The 25,307-nt window shown below is 66.3% G+C and carries 21 protein-coding genes; 15 read left to right on the forward strand and 6 right to left on the reverse strand.

Annotated elements, in window-relative coordinates; all coding sequences use genetic code 11:
- Positions 1 to 392 precede the first annotated feature (392 nt).
- From AB0H61_RS24450 to AB0H61_RS24465, 4 genes are all read left to right on the forward strand, one after another.
- Complete coding sequence (locus AB0H61_RS24450; RefSeq protein WP_357308378.1) at positions 393 to 4,622, forward strand: toxin glutamine deamidase domain-containing protein; 4,230 nt, start codon at positions 393 to 395, stop codon at positions 4,620 to 4,622.
- 19 nt (positions 4,623 to 4,641) lie between these two features.
- A complete protein-coding gene (locus AB0H61_RS24455) occupies positions 4,642 to 5,541 on the forward strand; it encodes an immunity 49 family protein (protein WP_357308381.1) in 900 nt (299 codons plus the stop codon).
- 480 nt (positions 5,542 to 6,021) lie between these two features.
- Entirely contained in the window at positions 6,022 to 6,342 is a 321-nt protein-coding gene (locus AB0H61_RS24460; RefSeq protein WP_357308384.1) for a hypothetical protein, read from the forward strand.
- A gap of 210 nt (positions 6,343 to 6,552) precedes the next feature.
- Positions 6,553 to 6,939 carry a hypothetical protein gene (locus AB0H61_RS24465; protein WP_357308387.1) on the forward strand — a complete coding sequence of 129 codons (387 nt, stop codon included), beginning with the start codon at positions 6,553 to 6,555 and terminating at the stop codon, positions 6,937 to 6,939.
- A 56-nt stretch (positions 6,940 to 6,995) separates the two neighbouring features.
- Here the strand turns inward: AB0H61_RS24465 and cobM are convergent, their stop codons facing one another.
- The 4 genes from cobM to AB0H61_RS24485 all read right to left on the reverse strand — a co-directional run bounded on the left by cobM (position 6,996) and on the right by AB0H61_RS24485 (position 10,298).
- On the reverse strand, positions 6,996 to 7,751 hold the full coding sequence (cobM, locus tag AB0H61_RS24470) for a precorrin-4 C(11)-methyltransferase (protein WP_357308390.1): 756 nt from the start codon (positions 7,749 to 7,751) through the stop codon (positions 6,996 to 6,998).
- Positions 7,752 to 7,784: 33 nt separating this feature from the next.
- A complete protein-coding gene (locus AB0H61_RS24475) occupies positions 7,785 to 8,210 on the reverse strand; it encodes a PPOX class F420-dependent oxidoreductase (RefSeq protein ID WP_357308392.1) in 426 nt (141 codons plus the stop codon).
- 133 nt (positions 8,211 to 8,343) lie between these two features.
- On the reverse strand, positions 8,344 to 8,961 hold the full coding sequence (locus AB0H61_RS24480; protein ID WP_357308395.1) for a response regulator transcription factor: 618 nt from the start codon (positions 8,959 to 8,961) through the stop codon (positions 8,344 to 8,346).
- A complete protein-coding gene (locus AB0H61_RS24485) occupies positions 8,958 to 10,298 on the reverse strand; it encodes a sensor histidine kinase (protein WP_357308398.1) in 1,341 nt (446 codons plus the stop codon). The genes AB0H61_RS24480 and AB0H61_RS24485 overlap by 4 nt, the downstream gene beginning before the upstream one ends.
- Positions 10,299 to 10,428: 130 nt before the next feature.
- Here AB0H61_RS24485 and AB0H61_RS24490 point away from each other — a divergent pair, with 130 nt between their 5' ends.
- The 3 genes from AB0H61_RS24490 (at position 10,429) to AB0H61_RS24500 (ending at position 13,177) form a co-directional block, all read left to right on the forward strand.
- Complete coding sequence (locus tag AB0H61_RS24490) at positions 10,429 to 11,487, forward strand: ABC transporter permease (protein WP_357308401.1); 1,059 nt, start codon at positions 10,429 to 10,431, stop codon at positions 11,485 to 11,487.
- Between the two features lie 14 nt (positions 11,488 to 11,501).
- Complete coding sequence (locus tag AB0H61_RS24495; RefSeq protein WP_357308404.1) at positions 11,502 to 12,230, forward strand: ABC transporter ATP-binding protein; 729 nt, start codon at positions 11,502 to 11,504, stop codon at positions 12,228 to 12,230.
- Positions 12,231 to 12,295: 65 nt separating this feature from the next.
- Positions 12,296 to 13,177, forward strand: a complete 882-nt coding sequence (locus AB0H61_RS24500) for a hypothetical protein (protein WP_357308407.1) — start codon at positions 12,296 to 12,298, stop codon at positions 13,175 to 13,177.
- A 43-nt stretch (positions 13,178 to 13,220) separates the two neighbouring features.
- Here AB0H61_RS24500 and AB0H61_RS24505 read toward each other — a convergent pair whose 3' ends face one another.
- Positions 13,221 to 14,135: a LysR family transcriptional regulator gene (locus AB0H61_RS24505; RefSeq protein ID WP_357308410.1), complete on the reverse strand. Its 915-nt coding sequence runs from the start codon at positions 14,133 to 14,135 to the stop codon at positions 13,221 to 13,223.
- Positions 14,136 to 14,278: 143 nt separating this feature from the next.
- Here AB0H61_RS24505 and AB0H61_RS24510 point away from each other — a divergent pair, with 143 nt between their 5' ends.
- Together AB0H61_RS24510 and AB0H61_RS24515 are read left to right on the forward strand one after the other, a co-directional pair.
- Positions 14,279 to 15,709, forward strand: coding sequence for an MFS transporter (locus tag AB0H61_RS24510; protein ID WP_357308413.1), 1,431 nt, complete (start codon positions 14,279 to 14,281; stop codon positions 15,707 to 15,709).
- On the forward strand, positions 15,706 to 16,452 hold the full coding sequence (locus AB0H61_RS24515) for a 3-hydroxybutyrate dehydrogenase (protein ID WP_357308416.1): 747 nt from the start codon (positions 15,706 to 15,708) through the stop codon (positions 16,450 to 16,452). Before AB0H61_RS24510 ends, AB0H61_RS24515 begins: the two co-directional genes overlap by 4 nt.
- 2 nt (positions 16,453 to 16,454) lie before the next feature.
- Here the strand turns inward: AB0H61_RS24515 and AB0H61_RS24520 are convergent, their stop codons facing one another.
- The gene (locus AB0H61_RS24520) at positions 16,455 to 17,048 is read right to left on the reverse strand and encodes a TetR/AcrR family transcriptional regulator (protein ID WP_357308419.1); all 594 of its coding nucleotides are present in this window, start codon (positions 17,046 to 17,048) and stop codon (positions 16,455 to 16,457) included.
- 93 nt (positions 17,049 to 17,141) lie between these two features.
- Between AB0H61_RS24520 and AB0H61_RS24525 the strand changes: the two genes are divergently transcribed.
- From AB0H61_RS24525 to AB0H61_RS24550, 6 genes are read left to right on the forward strand one after another with little or no spacing between them, the layout of a single operon-like run.
- Positions 17,142 to 18,803, forward strand: coding sequence for a carboxyl transferase domain-containing protein (locus AB0H61_RS24525; protein WP_357308422.1), 1,662 nt, complete (start codon positions 17,142 to 17,144; stop codon positions 18,801 to 18,803).
- 7 nt (positions 18,804 to 18,810) lie between these two features.
- Complete coding sequence (locus tag AB0H61_RS24530) at positions 18,811 to 20,886, forward strand: biotin carboxylase N-terminal domain-containing protein (RefSeq protein WP_357308425.1); 2,076 nt, start codon at positions 18,811 to 18,813, stop codon at positions 20,884 to 20,886.
- Positions 20,883 to 22,043 carry an acyl-CoA dehydrogenase family protein gene (locus tag AB0H61_RS24535; protein WP_357308428.1) on the forward strand — a complete coding sequence of 387 codons (1,161 nt, stop codon included), beginning with the start codon at positions 20,883 to 20,885 and terminating at the stop codon, positions 22,041 to 22,043. The genes AB0H61_RS24530 and AB0H61_RS24535 overlap by 4 nt, the downstream gene beginning before the upstream one ends.
- The gene (locus tag AB0H61_RS24540) at positions 22,040 to 22,516 is read left to right on the forward strand and encodes a MaoC family dehydratase (RefSeq protein WP_357308431.1); all 477 of its coding nucleotides are present in this window, start codon (positions 22,040 to 22,042) and stop codon (positions 22,514 to 22,516) included. The genes AB0H61_RS24535 and AB0H61_RS24540 overlap by 4 nt, the downstream gene beginning before the upstream one ends.
- Positions 22,513 to 23,328: a CoA ester lyase gene (locus AB0H61_RS24545; protein ID WP_357308434.1), complete on the forward strand. Its 816-nt coding sequence runs from the start codon at positions 22,513 to 22,515 to the stop codon at positions 23,326 to 23,328. Before AB0H61_RS24540 ends, AB0H61_RS24545 begins: the two co-directional genes overlap by 4 nt.
- 27 nt (positions 23,329 to 23,355) lie before the next feature.
- On the forward strand, positions 23,356 to 25,305 hold the full coding sequence (locus AB0H61_RS24550) for an acetoacetate--CoA ligase (protein WP_357308437.1): 1,950 nt from the start codon (positions 23,356 to 23,358) through the stop codon (positions 25,303 to 25,305).
- Positions 25,306 to 25,307: the final 2 nt, after the last annotated feature.

Below are 25,307 nucleotides of genomic sequence, written 5' to 3' on the forward strand. Positions count from 1 at the left end.
CACCGCCGGATACAGGCGTACCGAATTCGACTCCACCGCAACGAGACCGGCCCGCCGACCGCACCACCGCACAGAACACCAACCCGCGCGACACACCCAACCGCACCACCGACCGGCCGACACCGGACCCCGGCCGAACCGCGCAGCCGAACCCGAATACACCGAACACCCCGCGGCCGACCCCCGCGACCCACCCTCGATCCGCCGACGCACCGCGCGACCGGCAGCAGCGCCAAATCGATCAGGCCCGCTCGGCACGCGAGTTCTACCGCAACCAGAATCCGATCGGCGGCACCACACCGGTCCAAGCGCACGGCATCCGTTCCGGGCTCGGCAGACCCGCCTACGAGGTACGCCGATTTCGACTCCCCTCCGGCGAGTACGTATCGGTCGTGACCGTCCGCGTCAGCGTCTCACCCAACTCGAACATCTCCCCGAACGACATCCGCCGCCTGATGGCCAACACCGAGCATGCCGCCGACGCCGCATTCAACTCGGCCCCGCGCCTGCTCAGTGGCGACCGCGTCCTCGTCGACGTCGTCTTCACCAACGACCCCGCCAACGCCCACCTGGACATCAACGCCACCCCGCGCGGCGACGGCCGCAACAACTGGTCACCGGCCGACACCCCCGCCACCCTCGCCGACAACCTGCGCATGCATCTCGGCCTGATGCCCAGCCCCACCGGCGGCGATCCCGGCTTCACCCCCGACGATCTCCGCCAACTCAGCAACGACATCGCCGCCGCCAACACCGACACCCGCTTCGACAACCCGTCGGACACGCGAATCGAGGGCCGCCGCCGACTCGCACCGGTCGAAAACCCGGCCTACCAGCACGATGTCGAGGACTCACTGCGCAATGGCAACGAATTCGAAGTCGGCGCCGACCCGCGCACTCACCCTTACGGGCAACTCGTCAACGACGGCGGACCCGAGTTCCGCGGCCGCAGCAACAACTGCCTCGACTGCTCACTCTCGGCGCTGTCGTCGTTCTACGGCGACCCGCAGGTCTCCGCGCCACGGCATCCGGATCGACTCCCGGACGGGAGTCTCGACAAGCGTGGCGGCGAGGTCGGCGGACCTGAGCGCGGGGCCGCCTGGCTCGGTAACGATTGGCACAACTTCGACAGCGGGAACCGCTCGGTTCCCGAACAGTTCTCCGCACTGCACGACTACATCTCGCAGCTCGGCCCCGGATCGTCGGCACTGGTCGCCAATTACTGGCACGCGCGCGATCCGGCCGGCAACCCAATGTACGACGCGAACGGGAATCCGATCATGGACGGTGGACACGCCACGGTCATCGTCTATCCGCCCGGGGCGAGTGGACCCGTGTGGTGGGACCCGCAAGCGGGCACAACCTCGGACACGCCGCCGGCGCGACTAACCCACGACTCCTGCGCCATGATGTTCATCCCCATCGACCCCAATGGAGGAACCAATAATGCCGGAGCCACTGGAAACTCGGCAGCAAGTGCGGGACCACCTGGCCAGAGCACTTCGAACGAACCGGGATTACACGATTCTGGAGGCCCGGCACGGATGGGTGTGTCGGGAGATCCTGACCGAGGAGGAGATGGCGAGCGGAGCGGGGCTGGGCCTGGGGAACTACGTGGTCAACAAGCAGACCGGAAGGATAACGGCACATCGGAGCCTGAGTCCGTTGGCGATCGGGGAGGAGTTCGACGAGGCGATCGAGGCGGGCCGCCCGGTGCAGGGCTACCAGGTGTGGCCTCCGACGTGGAGAGTCCACCTCGACCTGATCTGGGAACGCCCGGCCGAGATCATGTACCGAGTCCGAGCGGAATCACTGACCCAACCACCCCAACCCCCGGTCAACCACGAACTGACCATCAACAAGAACAATCACCGCTACTACACGGAAGTTCCGGTGACCCATCTGACCTGTCGCGAGGCAGCGGCATGGGCGGAGGCCATCAGCCAGAACGGGGCGTGGCCCCAGACGGGGACCTTCGAGTTCTGAACTCCCCGTCGGCAACCGAGCCGACGGCTACTCCGTCCACCACAGACAGCCCACAGCAACCCACCGCCGAGACCGCCCAAACCCAATCCCCCACAAGGGCATCGCAATCCGAGCCATCGGCCGCCCCCGCAGCGCAGCAACCCGACACCCCGTCCTACGGCCCCGACAACCGGCAACAGAAACCCGACAATCAGACGGCACCGGACACACGCGCTTCCGCGCCGGTCGGCCAGGACAATCGCGCGAACACTCCCGGTCACCCCACGCATCCGAATAACACTGCGGCGCCTGCCAACCCGCAAACGCAACCGGGAACCACACCGACTAGTTGGGCAACACCGACCCATCCGGGGAATACCGCATATCCGGCACAGCCGACCGGCCCGGCTAACACCGGCAACCCGACCAATACGGGCGACCCGCACAACCCGACGAACCCGAACACGCCCCAAAAGCCGTCCACCCCCAGCACTCCCACACACCCGGGCACAAACGCCTACCCAACCCAGCCCAACCGACCAGGTCGCCCCGACAACCCCTTCGCAGGTCTCCCCGACACCCGCGCACCCATGTCGGACAACCCCGGCCGCCCGCACAACACCAACCCCACCCGCCCCGAGCACCCCTCCCCCTCGGACAACACCGATCGCCGCCAGCAGCCCGATTACCGCTCCCCCCACCAGAACCCGGCCAACCCCACAAACCCGGGCCCAAACCCGTACCAACGCAGCAGCCAGGACTTCCAGAACTGGTTCAACCAGAAGCAACGCGAGTACGACCCCAACAACAGCCCCTGGGCCACCCAACCCACCTCGCCTAGCCAGGCCCCCGGCGACCGGCCCACCACCCAGCAGCCACCCCGCTCAGACCAACCCCACACCCAGCAGCCGAAGCTCGACCAGCCGACCACCCCTGTTCAACAACCCTCCCGAACCGACCACCCCACCACACCGCAGCAACCACGCCCGGACCTCACTCAACCGGCCAACACCAACCAGCCCACCACACCGACTCAGGCACCACACACCAACACCACGCCCTCGCATACCCCCGACACCCCCAAATCCACCGAGCCGAACACCAATCGCCCTGACGCGACCAAGCCCGACAACAACCGCCCGGCCGATCCCAGCACCCCGAACAACACAAAACCCGACACCACCACCCCCGACAACACCACCAAACCCGACACCGACCCCACCAAACCCACACCCCCACCCAACACCCACCACACCCCCACCAGCACGTCGATCGGCGACGACCCCACCACCCACCGCGTCCGCGAGAACCTCCGCAACGAAGGCGATTTCGACGTCATCTTCCACGCCGACACCAACGGCGCCCCCCTCAACAACCTCACCCCCCAACAAATCGCCGACGCCATCCGCAACAACCCCAACTACACCCCCGGCACCCCCATCCGTCTCATCGCCTGCAACACCGCCCACAACCCAGACCTAGCCCAACAACTAGCCAACGAACTAGGCGTCCCCGTCCACGCCCCCACCGACGCCGTAGGCATCCCCACCAAACCCAACTCCCCCGCCCACGTCCGAGACAACGGCACTTGGACCACCCACCACCCCACCAACCAAGACGGCACCACCCCCAGCTCCACCACGCGAGACACCTCGACCCGCCCCGACACCACAAACATCGACTCCGACCAATCCATCGACTACATGGGCGAAACCCCGCCGCCCCAGGATCCTCAACCTCGCCGAACAATGGACGAGAAGCTCCAGGATCCCGATTATCGCCGGAAATACTATCGTGAATATCCCGACGGTTCCGTGCGTGTAAAGAATGGAAAGACCCGTGATCCGGACGGCGATCTTACTCCACCGGTTACGGTCGACGACAGCGGCCGCTGGGTTGTGAGCGAGGGTTTGATATCACGTGTCGACTATGACACCGAGAACCAAAGGGATCACCCCTCACCAAACTCGCCCAAGTTCAACCAAACGCCCACGAACCCAACACCCGAAGATGTCCGCAAACTATTCGAGGTCGCACAGGAATACGCCGCCGCCCGAACGGCGGCATTAAGTCGCCTAGATAAAGCACTGAACGGCGATGATTTTGTCACCGCACGCGACACCCTTCTCGACCGAATAGAGAATGCCGAACAGGCGAACGACACCGCCGCAATGCGAGCTGCCGAAGCCGAGCTTGTCGAGCTACGACAGGCAGCCGTCGGGGTCCGCGACGAGGGAGAAAACCTCGGCGAAGCCGCAGCTCGTCACGCAATAGCAGCGGAATTCCCACCCTCCCAAGGATGGCAGATCATGCCACTCCATGAGCAACCCGGGATAAACGAAGGACCGAAACAAGGGCGGTTCGACCATATATACAGAGTCACAGACAAAGATGGCAACGAGCGATATGTGGTCTACGAAGCAAAGGGGCCACGCGCACAACTCGGCGCCAGGGGTGGTCACGAACAAGGCACCAGCAAGTATTTCGACTCGATCATCGAACAGATGCGCGCCGGAACCCAGGAAGAGAAGGACCTGGCCGAGAAGCTTGCTGATGAAAAAAAGAAGGGTAAGCTTACGTACGCTGCGGTTCAGGCACAGGTCAACCCTGATAATTCATACAAGGGCGCTCGAGTAAAACCATTCAAGCTGAGATAAACCAGAAAAGGACTGAGATATGCCGAAGACTCACGTCGCGCGAGTAATCCCGCCAAAAGCCAGTAGTCGAGAATATATTCTCGACCAAGTGGCGTCCGTGAACCGGCTGACGGAAACAGGACTGTCTGGCAACCTTCTTGCCGAGCGCCCCAACGAGATATTGAGCACTACTGCCTCGGAACAATTCCGCGCGGCAGGGTATCTGAGCCTACTCGACCCCGAGGGTCGGACGCCAGAATTCCAGCGTGCCGTAATCCTCGCTCTCCAGGCTCAGACCGGGTTGACTCGAATCGCAGATATTCCCGCTGAAGCAACCGTCGGACTCCGGCTGGGCGCAGGCGCCGTGGATCGCTGGGTGCCAGGACTTGGCGGAGACGCCCCCTCGAACACCATCGATTCTTATCTCGACGGATTGTGGGCAACGATCGTCGCCCGCAATTGGCAGATCATGGAGGAGGTGGCATGGTTCCCTATCGAACTTACCAGACAGCCCGGAACGCGATTCAATAAGTATATGTACATGTGGGCCGAGTGCTGGCAATCCATATTCCGCGAAGAAGCTATTGAGGTCAGCCGAATCGCCCAAACCCTCGAAGCCACCCTGCCTCGAAATCTTGAATTCCCAGACGAAGACTACAGCGTCCTGGTAGCATATCCCGCTATAAATCTCTTGCTGCATGTGATCACAAACAACTCGAATGAATTCAACACTGCACTCGAGCAAGCTCTCCGGGACCACTCCGCATACTATTCGCACCCCGACCGCGTACACACTGCGGCCGCCCTCATATCCTGGCCGATTCTTGCTACGGTTTGCCATGCCATGGATAACGACATCCCGATCGAAGTCGACTCCGAATACATCCCACAAGCGATGATCAACCAGAACTGGGCTTACGCCTACGAGCCGATCTACTGATCGCGCAGAGTTCAGTGGCAGACCGGGCAATCCTCGGGAGACCCAGAAACGGCTCGACATATCGTCACAGCCAGCAAGAATTCGGTATCCACGCAGCACCGAATTCATTCCCGACTGGATGGCGGCAAAACTTTCTGAACAGAAACAATAGAACCAGTACGGAGTACGCACATGCAGAGTGAACCACCCTGGATGGCTCCAGGATTCAGGCAACCGCCTGTCTTTCCCGAGAGAATCTCGCCGAAGGATGGGCATACAGTAGTGCCGGAACCGCTGGAAACACGACAGCAAGTGCGGGAACACCTGACCAGAGCACTTCGAACAAGCCGGGAGTACTCGATTCTGGAGTCCCGTCACGGTTGGGTGTGCCAGGAGGTCCTGACGGACGAGGAGATAGCAAGCGGTCAGGGACTGGGTCTGGGGAGCTACGTGGTCAACAAGCAGACCGGGGTCGTTACGGCGCATTCGAGTCTGCATCCGATGACGATCGGGGAGGACTACGACGCGGCGATACAGGCGGGCCGCCCGGTGCAGGGCTACCAGGTGTATCCCCCGACATGGCGAGTGCACATCAGTGTGATCTGGGAACGCCCAGCCGAGATCATGTACCGAGTCAGGGCGGAGTCACTGACCCAACCACCTCAACCGCCGGTCGACCACGAACTGACGATCAACAAGAACAATCACCGCTACTACACGGAGACTCCGGCAATCCACGTGACCTGCCGCGAAGCAGCGGGATGGGCACAAGCCCGCAGCCAGAACGGGACATGGCCCCAGACAGAGACCTTCGAGTTCTGAACTACTCGTCGGCTTCCGAGCCGACGGGCACATCGGCAGATTCGACTCCGACCGCGCCGCAGCAACCAGCCCTCACCGACGCCGTCGGTCAACAACTGCCACCCGAGGGACCAACCAATGCCGGATCCTTCGTCACGATAGCGTGTAGGGCGTGTTGAAGCCCGAAACCCAACCCGCTTCCACAAACCGTCCAAGGGGGATGCATTAGCGATGCCTATGTTGAACACCGTCGGGATCTATCGGGAGATGTACCGAAATCCGAAGGCGCATCTGCCATCACTGCGCGAAGCGCGGGCAACGCAACCGCTGACTGATCGGCAGGAGATCCTGCGGTACATGCGTTCCGCCACACCGGTTTTCGATGTGCTCGAGGATGTGGTGGATCTGGTGAACAACACGACGGTGATCCCGAGTGGACCGTCGCTGATCTCCGATGGGGTGTGGATCTGGCGGGTGGATTCGATCCACTATCTGGCGAACTACCACTTCGACTTTCCGGAGGCGTTCCTCTTCCATGTCCGGAATGTGGGCTATCGGCCGCCGACGAGTCTGCCATCGACCGATGAGTTCGATGCCGAGGTCATGTCGTACTTCTGAGCCATTGGCCGGAAAGTAGGCGGTTCTGCCGATTCAGAAGGTTGGACTGAAACACATCACGATGATGGGTGGCGGTCTCTGGATGGGTCGTAGAGGTGGGAGGTGGTGCAGGAGAGGGTGGGGGTGAGGGCCTTGCCTACCAGGATGACGGCGGCTTGGCGGAGGCCGGCCGCTTCGACTTGGTCGGCAATGTCGGTGAGGGTGCCGCGGAGGATCAGTTGGTCGGGTTGGCTGGCTCGGTAGACGACGGCCGCGGGGCAGTCGGAGCCGTAGTCGGCGATGAGTTCGGCCGCCAGGGGGCGGATTCGGGTGATGGCCAAGTGAAGGACGAGGGTGGCTCGGGTGTGGGCGAAGTTGGCCAGGGACTCGGATTCGGGCATGGCGGTGGAGCGGGCCTGAGTCCGGGTGAGAACTACCGATTGGACCAGTTCGGGGACGGTCAGTTCGGTGCCGAGGAGGGCCGCCGCGGCGGCGTAGGCGGGGACACCGGGGGTGATGTCCCAGGGGATGCCGTGGGTGTCGAGGCGGCGGGTTTGTTCGGTGAGGGCCGAGTAGATCGACGGGTCGCCGGAGCAGAGGCGGGCGACGTCCTTGCCGGATCGGTGGGCGCGGACCTGATGCTCGGTGATCTGGTCGATGTCCAGGTGCTGGGTGTCGATCAGTTCCGTATCCGGCGCGCAGTGCGCGAGCACCTCGGGGTCCAGATAGGTGCCCGCATAGAGACACACCGGGGAGGTGCGCAGGAGGGTGACCGCTCGCACGGTCAGCAGGTCCGCGGCGCCCGGCCCGGCCCCGATGAAGTGCACGGTCATGCGGGTGAGTGTATTCGGGAGTGTCGAAACAGCTCAGGCGGTGGCGTCGAAGGCGGCGATGACCTTCGTGGGCTGAATGCGGACGACGAGTTCCCCGGGAACTCCATTGCGCTTGCCGAATTCCTCGGCGCGGTCGGCACCCATATAGCGGCCGCCGATTTCGGTGGCGGTGCGCACGAGGTCGTCGAGGTCCTCGGAGAGGGTGACGGTGCCTTGGATCTGGACCGAGCCGTACGGGGCCTCCTCCTGATCGACGACGAGGGCGATGCGGTTGTCGCGGGCGAAGGCCTTGCCCTTGGCCGAGGTCTTGCCGGTATTGAAGACCACGGTGTCGTCCTCGAGAACGAACCAGACCGGGGTAACAAGCGGGCGGCCGTCGGCCGCGACGACGGCGACCTTGCCCGTCCGCGTGCCGAGACACAGGAATTCGCGCACCTGAGGATCCGACAGTGAGGCCATGACCTCACACCCTAAGCCACACCGAGTCCCCAACGGGGCAGTCACAGAGTTTCCATTCGCTCCACAGGGACTGCACGGTCTGTGAGGCGTGTGCGGACCCTGTGGAGGCGGATCACCCTGAGCGTCGGCGCGGTTAGATCGCGCCTTGTTCGCGGGCGCGGGCGACGGCTGAAGTGCGGGACCGCACACCGAGTTTCGCGTAGATGTGGACCAGGTGGGATTTGACGGTGGTCTCGCTGAGGAACAGTTCCTTGGCGATTTCCCTGTTCGAGCGGCCGTCGGCGACCAGCCGCAGCACCTCGATTTCGCGCGGGCTCAGCGTGGTGTCGGCGCGGCGCACCCGGGTCATCAGTTTCGATGCCACCGCGGGGGACAGCACACTCTCCCCCGCCGCCGCGGACCGCACCGCGGCCAGCAGCTCCGCGGGCGGAGTGTCCTTCAGGATGTATCCACAGGCGCCCGCCTCGATGGCGCCGAGAATGTCGGCGTCGGTGTCGTAGTTGGTGACCACCAGTACGTTCGGCGGTTGCGGCAGCGCGCGCAGTTCGGTGGTGGCATCGACCCCGGAGCGACCGGGGCCGAAACTCAAGTCCATCAGCACCAGGTCGACCGGCGTGGTGGCGCAGAAGGCGACCGCCTCCTCGGCGGTCTGCGCCTCGCCTGCCACGGTGATATCCCCGGCGCCCGCCAGCAGTGCTCGCAGACCGGCGCGGACGATGGCGTGGTCGTCGGCCAGGAGCAGGCGGATCATGCGCGGCCCTCCGGCTGATCAGTATCGGATGCAGACGAATTACCCTGGAAATCAACAGGTTCCGATGACATCGCGCGAGGCTCAGGCGCGCCGCGACCCGGCATGGATTCGTGATAGCCACCCCGCGATGTCGAACCGGATTCGGCGGATCCGATAACGGCTGCCGCATTGCCGGTTTCGGTACTCGCTTCGAGCGGGAACGACACGGTGACGGCGGTATGCCCCGGCTCGGATTCGACCATCATGCTGCCGCCCTGCTGCTCCACCCGCGATCGCATCGCCGCCAATCCGAAGGTGCCCGACGGAGCCCGATCCCATACGGCCGGTTCGATCCCGATGCCGTCGTCGACGACGTCGAGATAGACCTCGGAATCCGCGTAGGTCAGGGTGAGACGCATTCGGCTCGCCTCGGCATGGCGGACGACATTGGAGACCGCGCCCTGTGCGATGCGCACCAGCGCGGCTTCGATCGGCATCGGCAACCGCTCCGGAGCTCCCTCGACCACCAGCTGGGCGGTCAGCCCCGGCCCCTCGGCATGCAGGCAGATCCGCTCCAATGCCTGGGCCAGCGATTGTCCGTCCAGCGCGGCGGGCGCCAATTCGGCGATCAGCCTCCGGGTTTCGGCGAGGTTTTCCGCCGCGGTCGTCCTTGCCAGCCGAATCTGTTGCAGCGCGGGATGATCCGGTGCCGCCTGTTCGGCGGCGTGCAGCAGCAGCTGAATACTGCTCAACCCCTGCGCGACGGTGTCATGGATCTCCTGGGCCAGCCGTTCCCGCTCGGCGAGCTTGCCCGCGGTGCGTTCCCGCTCGGCGAGGGTCGCACGGGTGCTGAGTAATTCGTCGATCAGCCGTTGCCGTTCGGCGGATTCGCGGAACAACGCCTGATATCCGAGGCCGATTCCGACCGCCACGGCGGCGCCGAAGATCGGGCCGATCACGCCCGCCACCGACCAACCGCGGTGCACCCCGAATCCGACGACGGCGATAACCGTCGCGGCCGCCACGGCGAGCAGGCTCCACGGGCGCGGCAGCAGATGCAGGTAGAGGAAGAACAATCCGAAGGCGAGGTATCCGGCATCGGGGGCCAGCGCGACCAACCCGAGCCACAGCAGGGTCAGGGTGCCCAGCCAGACGGGGGTCGCGCCGGGCAGCCCGGAGATCAGCGCACCCGCGAAGTAGGTGACCAGGAATATCACGGTCAGCAACACCACCGGCAGCGGATGCGGCGCGCCCGGCAGCAGCGCACGGACGGCGACGACCACCGCCAGCGCCGTCACCAGCACGTGCAGCCCGAGCCGCAACGCGGTGAAAACAGGGGTGAGCGGCGACGAATGCACCTTGCCAGCTTATGTGCGGCTATCCGCGCGGCATCCATCGAAAGGTGTAATCCGACCGCCAACCTTCGATCGGCGCCGGATCGATCCCACGCGCGATGGCGGCGGAGGTCCGCGGCGCGAGAGTGGAGGCATGTTCGTCGCACTCCGGGATCTGCGGGCCGCACGCGGCCGTTTCCTGCTCATCACGCTGGTCGTCACGCTGGTGGCGGTACTGGTGAGCTTTCTCAGCGGCCTCACCGCCGGGCTCGCGCACCAGAACATCTCCGCGGTGGAATCGCTGCGCGCCGACGCCATCGTCTTCGCCGATACCGGCGCGCAGCCGTCGTTCGACGCCTCCGCGCTGAACCCGCAGCAGGTGGCCGCCTGGCAGGACGCGGCGGGTTCGACCGGCACCGCCGATCCGGTCGGCATCAGCCGCACCGAGGCCGATCACGCGGGCTCGCCCCCCGCCCAGGTCGCGCTGTTCGGCACCGGTCCGACAACTGCGGGCAACCGGGCCGCAACCGAGCCGGGAACCGTCGTGCTCAGCACCGGCGCGGCCGGGGAGCTGAACGCCGCCGCGGGTGACACTGTCGGCCTCGGCGGGCACACTTTCACCGTGTCCGCGGTGCGCGGCGACGACTGGTACAGCCACACCCCGGTGGTCTGGATGACGCCCGGCGACTGGCGGGCGGTGAGCCCGCGCGGCGGGGCCGCCACCGTTCTCGCGATATCCGATATCCCGAATCCGTCCGCGGTGAACGCGGCCGCGCACACCACGACGACCAGCGTCTCCGGATCGCTGTCGGCATTGGCCTCCTATCAGGCCGAAAACGGGTCTCTCACCTTGATGACGGTGTTGCTGTTCGTCATCTCGGCGCTGGTGATCGGGGCCTTCTTCACGGTGTGGACCGTCCAGCGCATGCCCGATATCGCCACGCTGAAGGCCTTGGGCGCCACCTCCGGCTCGCTGGTGCGCGACGCACTCGCCCAGGCCGCCCTCGTTCTGGCCGCCGGTGTCACCGTCGGCCTCGGAATCACCGTCGTGGCGGCGACTTTCCTCGGCGACGCGCTGCCATTCGTCCTCGGTCCGGCCACCACCGTGCTACCGGCCGTCGCACTCATCGCGCTCGGCCTGCTCGGCGCCGCCTTCGCCCTGCGCTTCCTGTTCACCACCGACCCGCTCACCGCGCTCGGTGCGGCCCGCTGATCCGGAGCTCCGATATGACCACCGCCCTCACCACCGAAGATGTCACCCTCACCTACCCCGACGGCGCGGGCAGGCTCACCGCATTGAATCGGGTGAACCTGCGCGTCACCGGCGGCAGCGTCGCCGCCATCACCGGCCCCTCGGGCTCGGGTAAGTCCAGTCTGCTCGCCGTGGCCTCGACCCTCACCCGACCGGATTCCGGTCGTGTGCTGCTCGAAACCATCAACGGCACAGTCGATCTCGCCACCGCGAGCCGCCACACGGCCGCCGCCTTGCGCCGCTCGTCCATCGGGATCGGCTTCCAGCAGTCGAATCTGGTCTCCGCGCTCACCGCGGTCGAACAACTCGAAGTCATGTCACACCTCGGTCAGCGCTTGCTCACATCGCCCGCCCGGCGTCGCGAAACCCGTTCGAAGGCAATGGAACTACTCGATGCCGTCGGCCTGGCCGACCATCACGCCAAACGTCCCACCCAACTCTCCGGCGGCCAGCGTCAGCGCGTCAATATCGCCCGCGCCCTGATGAACGATCCGTCCCTGCTGGTAATCGACGAACCCACCAGCGCCCTCGACACCGAACGTGGCGCCGCCGTCATCGATCTGATCCTCACGGTGGTGCGCGACCGCGGCGCCGCCACCCTCCTCGTCACCCACGACCGCACCCACCTGCACCGCATGGACGCGGTGTATCGGATGGTGGACGGCGACCTCGCACCAGACCACACCGCCCACCTCGCCGCATGAGTACTCCGGATCAACGCGATACCAAGATCATTCAGCTTGTCGGTGGTCGGCAATAGCATCCGCGCATGCCATCCGTCCTGCACGAAGTCGTGATCGACCTGTTCCGGCACCGCCCGCAACTGGCCGCCGAGCTACTCGCTCTCGTGCTGGACACTCCGCTACCCGAATTCGACCATGCGCGCCTGGAGTGCGGCGACTTTCCCGATATCGATCCGACGGAATACCGAGCGGACACCGTGGTGGTGCTCGCGACCGGGACGACTCCGGTGTTGGCTGTCATCGTCGAAGTCCAGCTACAGCCCGACCGCGACAAGCCGTGGAGTTGGCCCGTCTACGTCACCACACTGCGGGCGCGGCTGCGCTGCCCTACCGCCCTGCTGGTGCTGTGCCCGACCGAGCGCACCGCCGCACAGTGCCGCAAACCCATCAAGGTCGCCCCCGGTTTCATCCTCACACCAATGGTGTTGGGCCCGAACGACGTCCCCGTTATCACCGATCCGAATACCGCGACCGCGAACCCCGAACTGACGGTGTTGTCGGCCATCGCCCATCGCAACCATCCGGACCGCGACGCGATCCTGACCGCACTCACCGTACTCGACGTCCCCAACGGCGAAATGTACATTGACCTGGTAATGGCCATCCTTCCCAAGGCGGCCCGGCACTTCTTGGAGAGCCTCATGACGACCGGTACCCACAAGTACAAGAGCGAGTACGCCCGGCGTTACTACTCCGAGGGCGAAGCCATCGGCGAGGCCAAGGGCGAAGCGCGTGGTCAGGCACGTGGCGAGGCCAAGGCGCTGATGATGATCCTGCAAAAGCGCGGCTTCGTAGTTCCCCAGGACCTCGCCGACCGCATCGATGCCTGCACCGACCTCGACCAACTCGCCACCTGGATCGATCGCTCCCTGACCGCCGACAACCTCGACGATATCTTCGCCTCGTAGCCGTTCGACACCGCCCGGGATGCGCCGAGCCGCTCGCACAGCCCTAATCCCGCAACCCGAGCAGCACCCCACGCTGCTCGCGCACCCTGGCGCAGATCGCGTCGACGACGGCCGCCACTTCCGGTCGACGCAGCGTCTCGGCTCGGGCGACGAGCCAATAGGCGAGCCGGACGGAGACCGCGTCGCGGAGTACGCGGACGAGGTCGTCGTGGCGGTCGGCCATGAAGCAGGGCAGCAGGCCGAGTCCTGCGGCGGCGCGGGTGGCTTCCACGTGGACGAAGACATTGGTGGATGAGACCGATTCGCGCATGGCGGGGGCGAAGCTGGAGGCCAGGTCGAGGTCGTCGACCTGGAGCATGGAATCGATGAAGTAGACCAACGGATAGCGAGCGAGATCGTGGATGGTCGCCGGAATTCCGTTCTCCCGCAGATACTCTCGCGATCCGTACAGTCCGAGGCAGTATTCGCCGAGGCGAATCGCTTTGGCGCGCAACACCTGCGGCTCACCGACTACCACTTCGAGGTCGAGGCCCGAACGTTGCTGGGAGGCGCGGCGGGTCGCGGCCACGATTTCGACGGCAATCTTGGGGTGCCTGCGCTGCACCTCCGCGGCCGCGGGCGCGGCGAGATAGGCGCTGAAGCCGTCGGTGGCCGATATCCGGACCACACCTTCGAGTGTCTGGGTCCCGCCGACCTCCGCGGTGAGTGATTTGACCGCCGATTCGACGGCCTCCGCGGCCGCCAGCGCGGACCGGCCGAGGTCGGTGAGTTCCCATCCGCCGGTGACCCTGGTCAGCACCCGGCCGCCGAGGGTCTCCTCCAGCGCGGCGATCCGGCGCGAAATCGTGGTGTGGTTGATGCCGAGTTCGTCGGCGGCCGATACGAAGCGCCCGGAGCGGCCGACGGCGAGCAATACCAGCAGGTCATCGGCGCTGGGACGACGCGCCATCGCACTCATCTGTGCATCTTTGCAGATGCCGCGTGCACATGTGGCCATTGCGGCGCGGTGATATCTGCACGAATACTCGTTCTGCCCACGCATTGTGGGGGCGGTCACATTTGCTATCCGGATGTGATCGGTGATCCTGAAGGAGAAGTTCGATGAGCGTGCGCGATACCCAGCGGCCGCCGGACAGCGATTCCGGTGCGACACCCTCCGGCCTGAAACGGGTGGTCGCCGCGTCCATGGCGGGCACGGTCGTCGAATGGTACGAGTTCTTCCTCTACGGCACCGCCGCGACGCTGGTCTTCAGCAAGGTGTTCTTCGCCAAGGGCACCAGCGATCTCGACGCCATTCTCGCCGCCTTCATCACCTATGCGGTCGGCTTCGCCGCGCGTCCGCTCGGCGGCATCGTCTTCGGCCATTTCGGCGACAAGTACGGGCGCAAGAAGCTGCTGCAGTTCAGTCTGGTGCTGGTCGGCGCCGCCACCTTCCTGATGGGCTGCCTGCCGACCTTCGGCCAGATCGGATATTGGGCACCGGCACTTCTGGTAACGCTGCGCTTCATCCAGGGCTTCGCGGTGGGCGGCGAATGGGGCGGCGCGGTGCTACTGGTGGCCGAGCACAGTCCCGATCGCGGCCGGGGCTTCTGGGCGAGCTGGCCGCAAGCGGGCGTACCGGTCGGAAATCTGCTGGCCACCCTCGTCCTGCTGGCGCTGACCTCGACACTGTCCGAGGCCGCCTTCCTCAGCTGGGGCTGGCGCGTCGCGTTCTGGCTCTCCGCGGTTGTGGTGCTGGTCGGCTACTACATTCGCACCAAGGTCACCGACGCCCCGATTTTCGTCGAGGCCCAACAGCAGGTCGAGCGGATCAAGGCCACCTCGTTCAGCGTGGTGGAGGTGCTGAAGCGTTACCCGCGTGGCGTTTTCACCGCGATGGGGCTGCGCTTCGGCGAGAACATCCTGTACTACCTGGTGGTCACCTTCACGATCACGTATCTGAAGGTGCATGTCGGCGTCGATACGAAGGTGATCCTGTGGTGGCTGCTCGCGGCGCATGCCGTGCATTTCGTGGCGATCCCGCTGGCCGGGCGGCTCAGCGACCGATTCGGTAGGCGCCCCGTCTATCTCGTGGGCGCGGTCGCCGCGGGGACGTGGGGCTTCTTCGCCTTCCCGATGATGGACAGCGGGCATAACGCCGTCATTCTCGCGGCGATCATCATCGGCCTGCTGTTCCACTCGCTCATGTACGCCGCGCAGCCCGCCATCATGGCGGAGATGTTCCCGACTCGGATGCGGTATTCCGGTGTCTCCCTGGGCTATCAGGTCACCTCGATCGTGGCCGGATCGCTGGCGCCGATCATCGCCGTCCGGCTGCTCGATCGATTCGATTCCGCGGTCCCGATCGCCTGGTACCTCGCGGGCGCGGCGGCGGTCACCGCCGTCGCCGTCATCTTCGCCAGGGAGACCCGCGGCATCTCGCTGGAGAGCATCGATGTCGCCGACGCCGCGATCCTCGCCGAAACGACGTCGCCTGCCGTGACCAGCACCCGGACCGCTGCCGCGACGCCGGTGGCGGAGGCCGCCCAATGAGCGACCTGACCGGCCGTCACGCCCTGGTCACCGGCGGCGCCGGTGGTATCGGCGCCGCCTGCGCCAGGGAACTGGCGGCGCGCGGCGCCCTGGTCACCATTGCCGATATCGACGATGTGGGCGCGAAGACGCTCGCCCGCGACCTCGACGGGACGGTGTGGGCGATCGATCTGCTCGACACCGAGGCGCTGGAGAACCTGACACTCGAAGTGGACATCCTGGTGAATAACGCCGGCGTGCAACGGATCGCGCCGATCGAGGATTTCCCACCGGCGCAGTTCCGCGCTCTGCTCGCCCTCATGGTGGAGGCGCCGTTCCTGTTGATCCGGGCGGCACTGCCGCATATGTACCGCAACGGCTTCGGCCGCATCGTGAATCTGTCGTCGGTGCACGGGCTGCGCGCCTCGGCGTACAAGTCCGCCTATGTGACGGCCAAACACGCACTCGAGGGGCTCTCGAAGGTCACCGCATTGGAGGGCGGGCCGCACGGCGTGACCAGCAACTGCGTCAACCCCGGCTACGTCCGAACGCCGCTGGTGGATAAGCAGATCGCCGACCAGGCCCGCACCCACGGCATCCCCGAACAGGAGGTGATCGAGAAGATCATGCTCACCGAGAGCGCGATCAAACGCCTGGTCGAACCGGAAGAGGTTGCGGCTCTGGTCGGTTGGCTCGTCTCCGATGCGGCGGGCATGGTCACCGGCGCCTCCTACACCATGGACGGTGGCTGGAGCGCTCGGTGAGCTCAGCTCAGCGCGGCGATCGCCATCTGCCGCAGGATCGGACGGGCGCGGATCGCGGTGGCATCGGTCGCGCTGTGCGGGGTCGAGTTGATCAAGCCGAAGGCGGCGTGTGCTTGGACGCGCGCCGCCTCCTCGGGCAGCTCCGGGCGCAACTCGCGCAGCACCGTCACCCAGATCTCGACGTACTGCCGCTGCGTGCGCCGCAACTCGCGCCGCGCCGTCGGGGGCACATTGTCGAGGTCGCGGTCCTGGATCCGAATGAGCTCCGGCTCGCCGAGCGCGAAGTCCAGGTGGAAGTCCACCAGGCCGGCCAGCGCCGCCTCGGCCGACCGGGTGGTCGCCACCACCGTCTTCCCACCCGCGAGCAGCCGCTGGCTGACCCCGACCAGCAGCTCGACCAGCAGCGCCTCCTTGTTCGGGAAGTGCCGATAGACGGCGGGACCGCTGATTCCCACGGCCGCACCCAAGTCGTCGAGCCGCATGCCGAGGAAACCGCGGTCGGCGATCAGTCGCGCCCCCGCCTCGAGCAACTGCCTGCGACGTTCGGCTTTCAGCTGCTCACGGCGGGTGAGCGTGCCGGGTTCGATGCTGGTCACACGCGCTCCTTTCACCCCGCCTGGACATCTTGGTTAATCAAGATTAACCTGAATTCCAGTTATCGGCGACTAACTGGATGACGGGACGGCGTGATGGCGGTTACCCAAGGGGGATGGCAGTCGGCGGAGCCGACGGGGCGGGTAAGCACAGGGGGATGGCAGTCGGCGGAGCCGACGGGGCGGGTAAGCACTGACAATCGCGCCGCACACGCGGCGCTCGTCGGCGACCTGCGGGAACGGCTGGCGACAGCCGCACTCGGCGGACCCGCGAAGGCCAGGGAGCGCCACGTCGCGCGCGGCAAGCTCCTGCCCCGGCAACGGGTGGATCAGCTACTCGACCCGGGCAGCCCGTTCCTCGAGCTGTCACCGCTGGCGGCCACCGGGATGTACGACGACGAATGCCCCGGCGCGGGCGTCATCAGCGGCGTCGGGCGGGTCTCCGGGCGCGAATGCGTCATCGTCGCGAATGACGCGACGGTCAAGGGCGGCACCTATTACCCGATGTCGGTGAAGAAGCATCTGCGCGCCCAGGAGGTCGCGCTGCAGAATCGGCTGCCCTGCCTGTACCTGGTGGATTCCGGTGGCGCCTTCCTGCCGCGCCAGGACGAGGTATTCCCCGATCGGGAGCATTTCGGGCGCATCTTCTACAACCAGGCGACCATGAGCGCCCAGGGAATTCCGCAGATCGCCGCGGTCCTCGGCTCCTGCACCGCGGGTGGCGCGTACGTCCCCGCCATGAGCGACGAGGCCGTGATCGTGCGCAATCAGGGCACCATCTTCCTCGGCGGACCGCCGCTGGTGAAGGCCGCGACCGGTGAGGTGGTGACCGCGGAGGAACTCGGCGGCGGCGAATTGCACTCACGTACTTCCGGGGTAACCGACCACCTGGCCGAGGACGACCAGGACGCGCTGCGCATCGTGCGGCGCATCGTCGCCACCCTCGGCCCCCGCCCGGCGAGCCCGTGGGAGGTGCTGGCGAGTACGCCACCGGCAGCGCCGGAGTCGGAGCTCTACGACGTGGTGCCGGTGGATCTGCGCACCCCGTATGACGTGCGCGAGGTCATCACCCGAATCGTGGACGGCGGCCACGGATTCCACGAATTCAAGGCCGAGTACGGCAAAACCCTGGTGACCGGCTTCGCCCGCATTCACGGCCATCCGGTGGGCATCATCGCCAATAACGGCGTGCTGTTCAGCGAATCCGCCATGAAGGGTGCGCATTTCATCGAACTGTGCGACAAGCGCAAGATCCCGCTGCTGTTCCTGCAGAACATCACCGGCTTCATGGTCGGGCGCGACTACGAGGCGGGCGGCATCGCCAAGCACGGCGCCAAGATGGTGACCGCGGTGGCCTGTGCGCGGGTGCCGAAGCTGACCGTGGTGATCGGCGGCTCGTACGGCGCGGGCAACTACTCCATGTGCGGACGCGCGTATTCGCCGCGCTTCCTGTGGATGTGGCCGAACGCCCGCATCTCGGTGATGGGCGGCGAGCAGGCCGCGTCGGTGCTCTCGACGGTGCGCGGCGATCAGCTCGACAGCAGCGGGCAGCCGTGGTCGGCCGCCGACGAGGAGGCGTTCAAGGCGCCGATCCGGGAGCAGTACGAGCACCAGGGCAATCCCTACTACTCCACCGCACGACTCTGGGACGACGGGGTCATCGACCCGTCGGACACCAGAACCATACTCGGACTTGCCCTTTCGGTGTGCGCGCAGGCGCCGCTCGAACCCGTTTCCTACGGCGTATTCCGGATGTGAGCGCGTGATGCTGAACAAATCCCACCCCATTGATTTCGATACCGTGCTGGTCGCCAACCGCGGCGAGATCGCGGTGCGCGTCATTCGCACCCTGCGGGCCATGGGCATTCGCTCCGTCGCGGTCTACAGCGACGCCGATGCCGAGGCCAGGCATGTGCGCGAGGCCGATACCGCGGTGCGGCTCGGTCCCGCGCCCGCCCGCGAGAGCTATCTCGACATCGACAAGGTGGTCGACGCCGCGGTGCGCACCGGCGCCCGAGCGGTGCATCCCGGCTACGGATTCCTCTCCGAGAACGCCGCCTTCGCCTCCGCGCTGGCGGCGGCGGGCATCGTCTTCCTCGGCCCGCCCGCCCGGGCCATCGAGGTCATGGGCGACAAGATCACCGCGAAGAACACCGTCGCGGCCTTCGACGTCCCGGTGGTGCCCGGCATCGCCAAGCCGGGCCTGACCGACGCCGAACTGATCGCCGCGGCCACCGATATCGGCTACCCGGTGCTGGTCAAACCCTCGGCCGGTGGCGGAGGTAAGGGCATGCGGATGGTGGCGGATCCGGCACAGCTGCCCGACGCGCTGGCAGGCGCCCGCCGCGAGGCGGCCGCCGCCTTCGGCGACGACACGCTGTTCCTGGAGCGGTTCGTCACCCGGCCGCGCCATATCGAGGTGCAGATCCTGGCCGACCAATATGGCAATGTGCTGCATCTGGGTGAGCGCGAATGCAGCTTGCAACGCAGGCATCAGAAGGTGATCGAGGAGGCGCCCTCGCCACTGCTGGATGCCGCGACCCGCGCCCGGATCGGCGCCGCCGCCTGCAATACCGCCCGCAGCGTGAACTATGTCGGCGCTGGCACCGTGGAATTCATTGTCTCCGCCGACCGGCCGGACGAGTTCTTCTTCATGGAGATGAATACCCGCCTACAGGTGGAACATCCGGTCACCGAACTGGTCACCGGGGTCGATCTGGTGGAGTGCCAGGTGCGCGTCGCCGCGGGTCAGAAGATCGGGGTGGCACAGGACGACATCCGGCTGGTCGGGCATGCCGTCGAGGCCCGGGTCTATGCCGAGGATCCCGGGCGCGGCTTCCTGCCCACCGGCGGTACCGTGCTCGATCTGTCAGAGCCGGAAGGCGCTGGGGTGCGGGTGGATTCGGGGCTGCGGATCGGCACCGTGGTCGGCAGCGACTACGACCCGATGCTGTCCAAGGTCATCGCGCACGCCGCCGACCGGACCGCCGCGATCGCGAAACTCGATCGCGCACTGGCCGATACGGTGTTGCTCGGCGTCACCAGCAATATCGAATTCCTGCGCTTCCTGCTGGCCGATCCCGATGTCGCGGCGGGACGACTCGATACCGGTCTGCTCGATCGCCGGGTCGCCGACTTCGTTCCCGCCCCGGTCGGCGACACGGAATTCATCGCCGCCGCCGTGTACCACTGGCTGCGCCGCTGGCCCGTGGCCGCGGCCGATCCCTGGGATATACCGTCGGGCTGGCGGCTCGGGTCGCCCGCGCCGACCGTTATCCGCCTGGCAGGCGGCGAACGGATCCACCACGTCTACTTGACCGGATCACCGGAGGCCGCCAGGGTGCGGCTCGGCAATGGCGAATCCGACTCCGCCCCCGCCGATTTCACGCTCACCGCGACGTTCACCGCCGCGGATACGGCGGGCGCCGGGGTACTCGCCCTCACCCTCGATGGTGTGCGGCAGGACTACCGGGTGGCCGAATACGACGAACACCTCTGGGTCGCGGGCCCGTCCGGCGTCACCGTATTGCGCGAGGTCGCGGAGGTGAATGTACGCGGCGGCGCCGAGCATGTCGGTGACGCCGAGATCCGCAGCCCCATGCCGGGTTCGGTGATCGCGGTGCCCGTACCGTCGGGCGCCGTGGTCGCCGCGGGCGCACCGGTGGTCGTGGTGGAGGCGATGAAGATGGAGCACACGCTCACCGCGCCGGTGGCGGGCACCGTCGAAATTCTGGTCGAGCCGGGCGCCCAGGTGCGCCTGGATCAGCCGCTGGCCCGCATCGCCGCCGCATCCGACGCCGTCGAAACGAATACCTCCGAGCGAGAAGGAATTTCCGCATGACCGACTACCTGTCCACCGGCTCACTGCCCGAGGATTACCGGGACCTCGCCCTGACGGTGCGCGATTTCGCGCAGTCGGTGGTGGCTCCGGTGGCCGCGGAACACGATGCGAACCACACCTTCCCGTACAAGGTCATCGCGGGCATGGCCGAGATGGGCCTGTTCGGCCTGCCGTTCCCGGAGGAGTTCGGCGGGATGGGCGGTGACTACTTCGCGCTGTGCCTGGCGCTGGAGGAGCTCGGCAAGGTCGACCAGAGCGTGGCCATCACCCTGGAAGCGGGCGTCTCGCTGGGTGCCATGCCGGTCTACCGGTTCGGCAATGACAAGCAGAAGCAGCAGTGGCTGCCGCAGTTGACCAGTGGCCGGTCGCTGGCCGCCTTCGGTCTCACCGAACCGGATGCGGGCAGTGATGCGGGTGGCACCCGCACTACCGCGGTGGCCGACAGCGGTGAGTGGATCATCAACGGCCGCAAACAGTTCATCACCAACTCGGGCACCGATATCACCGCGCTGGTGACGGTGACCGCGGTGACCGGGCAGTCCGGTGGCAAGAAGGAGATCTCCACCATCCTGGTGCCCACCGACACCCCCGGATTCGTCGCCGAGCCCGCCTACAACAAGGTCGGCTGGAACGCCTCCGACACCCATCCGCTGAGCTTCACCGACGTCCGGGTCCCGGAGGAGAATCTGCTCGGCGAGCGGGGCCGGGGCTACGCGAACTTCCTGCGCATCCTGGACGAGGGCCGCATCGCCATCGCGGCGCTGTCCGTTGGCGCGGCCCAGGGCTGTGTGGATGAGAGCGTGCGCTACGCCAAGGAGCGGCTCGCCTTCGGCCAGCCCATCGGCCGCAACCAGGCCATCGCCTTCAAGATCGCCCGGATGGAGGCCCGCGCCCACGCCGCGCGCACCGCGTACTACGACGCGGCCGCACTCATGCTGGCGGGTAAGCCGTTCAAGAAGGAGGCCTCGATCGCCAAGCTGGTCGCCAGCGAGGCGGCGATGGATAACGCCCGCGACGCCACCCAGATCTTCGGCGGCAATGGGTTCATGAACGAATACGCTGTGGCCAGGCACTATCGCGACAGCAAGATTCTGGAGATCGGCGAGGGCACCACCGAGGTGCAGCTGATGCTGATCGGACGGGAGTTGGGCCTGTGAAACGGGTTGTGCAGCGCGGACTCTGGTTCGAGGAGTTCGAGACCGGCGTCGTCTACGAGCACCGCCCGGGCCGGACCATCACCGAGGCCGATAACGTCCTGTTCACCACGCTGACCATGAACACCCAGGCGCTGCATCTGGACGCGGCCTTCGCCGACCAGCAGCCGCCGTTCAATCAGCGCCTGGTGAACTCGATGTTCACCCTCTCGACCCTCGTCGGTCTCTCGGTCGCACAGCTGACCCAGGGCACACTCGTCGCCAACCTCGGCTTTTCCGATATCAGCTTTCCCAAGCCGCTGTTCCACGGCGACACCATGTACGCCGAGACGGTGGTGACCGAGAAGCGCGAATCGAAGTCGCGCCCCGGTGAAGGCATCGTGACCTTCGCCCACACCGCCCGCAACCAGCACGGCGACCTCGTCGCCACCGCGACCCGCAGCACACTGGTCCGCAAGGCCCCGGAGCCGTCATGACGTGGCAGATGGCGGGTCCCGGCTGGCTGTTCTGCCCGGCGGACCGACCGGAGCGTTTCGAAAAGGCCGCGGTGGCAGCCGATGTGGTGATCCTCGACCTCGAGGACGGTGTGGCCGCCGGTGACAAGGACAGCGCACGCATCGCATTGACCGAAACCCCGCTGGATCCGGAGACCACCGTCGTGCGGGTCAATGCCGTCGGCACCGCGGATCACGAAGCGGATCTGACCGCGCTGGCCCGCACCGGATACCGGCGCGTCATGCTGCCGAAAACCGAATCGGCCGAACAGATCACCTCGCTCGACGACTATGAGGTGATCGCGTTGATCGAATCGCCGCTCGGCGCTCTCGCGGTGGAGCGCGCGGTGCTGGCACGCAACGCGATCGGTGTCATGTGGGGCGCCGAGGATCTGGTGGCCGGTCTCGGCGGTAACTCCAGCAGGCAGCCCGACGGCGGATATCGCGATGTGGCGCGCCATGTCCGGTCGACGGCGCTGCTGGCCGCGAAGGCGTACGGCAAGTTCGCGTTGGATTCGGTGTATCTGAACATCCGCGATCTCGACGGGTTGCGGGCCGAGTCGCTGGATGCGGTGGCCGTCGGTTTCGACGCGAAGGTGGCGATCCACCCCGGCCAGGTGCCGGTCATCCGCACGGCCTACGCGCCGTCCGAGGACGAGATTTCCTGGGCCCGACGGGTACTCGACGAGGTACCGAAACATCGCGGTGTCTTCGCCTTCGAGGGTCGGATGGTCGACGCCCCCGTCTTGCGGCACGCCGAGCAGATCGTTCGGCGCGCGGAACGCCGACCCTAGAACCACGCCGAGCCAGGAGGAATTGCGGTGCAACCACAGTGGGTGCCTACCGAGCGGGATATCGCCGACGCCAGGATTACCGACTTCGCGCGCTTCGTCGAAGCGAGGACCGGAATCACCGCGCCGGACTACCACGCACTGTGGCAGTGGTCGGTCGATGATCTATCCGGCTTCTGGCACGCGCTGTGGGACTACTTCCAGCTCGGTGAGATCAGCGGTGAAGTGCTGGCGAGCACCGATATGCCGGGGGCGCGATGGTTCCCCGGCACCCGGCTGAACTATGTGGATCAGATCGTGCGCCAGGCCCACGCCGACCGGCCCGCCATCGTGCAGGTGCGTGAGGACGCCGAGCCACGCGAGGTGTCCTGGGCCGAGTTGATCGACAGCACCGCGGCATTCGCCCGCACCTTGCGTTCGCTCGGAGTGCGGCCCGGCGATCGCGTCGCCGGATACCTGCCGAATATCCCCGAGGCGGTGGTCGCTTTCCTGGCCACGGCCAGTATCGGCGCGGTGTGGAGCGCGTGCGGGCAGGACTATTCGCCCAAGGCCGCGCTGGACCGGCTCGGTCAGCTCGAACCCACCGTCCTGGTCACGGCGGACGGGTACCGGTTCGGTGGCAAGGCACACGACAAGCGCGACGATATCGCGGCCCTGCGGGCCGGGCTGGCGAGCCTGCGCGGCACCATCGCGGTCTCCCAGCTGGGGCTGTCGGTGCCGGAGGCGATGCCATGGACCGAGGCGGTCGGCAATCCCGACAATGCGGCCGCGCTGATCGAAACCGAGGCGGTCGAATTCGACCATCCGCTGTGGATCGTCTTCTCCTCCGGCACCACCGGTCTGCCGAAGGGTATCGTGCACGGCCACGGCGGCGTGGTGCTGGAGCATCTGAAAGCGGTTGCCCTGCAATCGGATATCGGTCCGGACGATACCTTCTTCTGGTACACCAGCCCGAGCTGGATGATGTGGAATTTCCAGATCGCGGGCCTGCTCGCCGGCGCCACCATCGTCTGCTACGACGGCAGCCCCACCTATCCGACCCCGGATGCGCTGTGGCATATGGCCGCCGAGGTCGACGCCACCGTACTCGGTACCAGCCCCGGCTATGTGCTCGCCTGCATCAAGGCGGGCGCGGTGCCGCGCACCGAACACGATCTGTCCGCGCTGCGCACGGTCGGCATCACCGGCTCCTCGCTGCCACCGTCGTCCGCGCTGTGGCTGGGCGAGAATGTCGGCGATCACATCCAGATCGCCTCGATCAGTGGCGGCACCGACGTGGTGTCCGCATTCATCGGCGGTGTCCGCACGGTGCCGGTGTGGCCCGGTGAGCTATCCGCGCCCTACCTCGGTGTCGCGCTGGACGCCTTCGACACCGAGGGCCACCCGGTCCGCGACGAGGTCGGCGAATTGGTGATCACGAAGCCGATGCCGTCCATGCCGGTCCGCTTCTGGCGCGACGAGGACGGAAAGCGCTACCACGACGCCTATTTCGACATGTTCCCCGGCATCTGGCGCCACGGCGACTGGATCACCGTCACCGACCACGGCAGTGTGGTGGTGCATGGGCGCTCGGACTCCACCCTGAACCGCCACGGCATCAGGATGGGCAGCTCCGACATCTACCAATCCGTCGAGCGCCTCCCCGAGATCACCGAGGCCCTGGTCATCGGCGCCGAACAACCCGACGGCGGCTACTGGATGCCGCTGTTCGTCGTACTCGCCCCCGGCATCGAACTCACCGACGAACTGAAGACCCGTATCAACAGCACGATCCGCACCGAGGTCTCACCGCGCCACGTGCCCGACGAAATCCTGCTCGCCCCCGGCATTCCGCACACCCGCACCGGCAAGAAGCTCGAGGTGCCGATCAAGAAGCTGTTCCAGGGCGCCGATCCGAGCCGCGTGGTCGAGCGCAGCGCCGTCGACAATCCGGACCTGCTCGACTGGTACGCCGCGGTCCGGCCACACGCCGCGAACTGACG

Origin of the sequence: Nocardia sp. NPDC050710 (assembly GCF_040654375.1) — a bacterium.
Lineage (GTDB): Bacteria > Actinomycetota > Actinomycetes > Mycobacteriales > Mycobacteriaceae > Nocardia.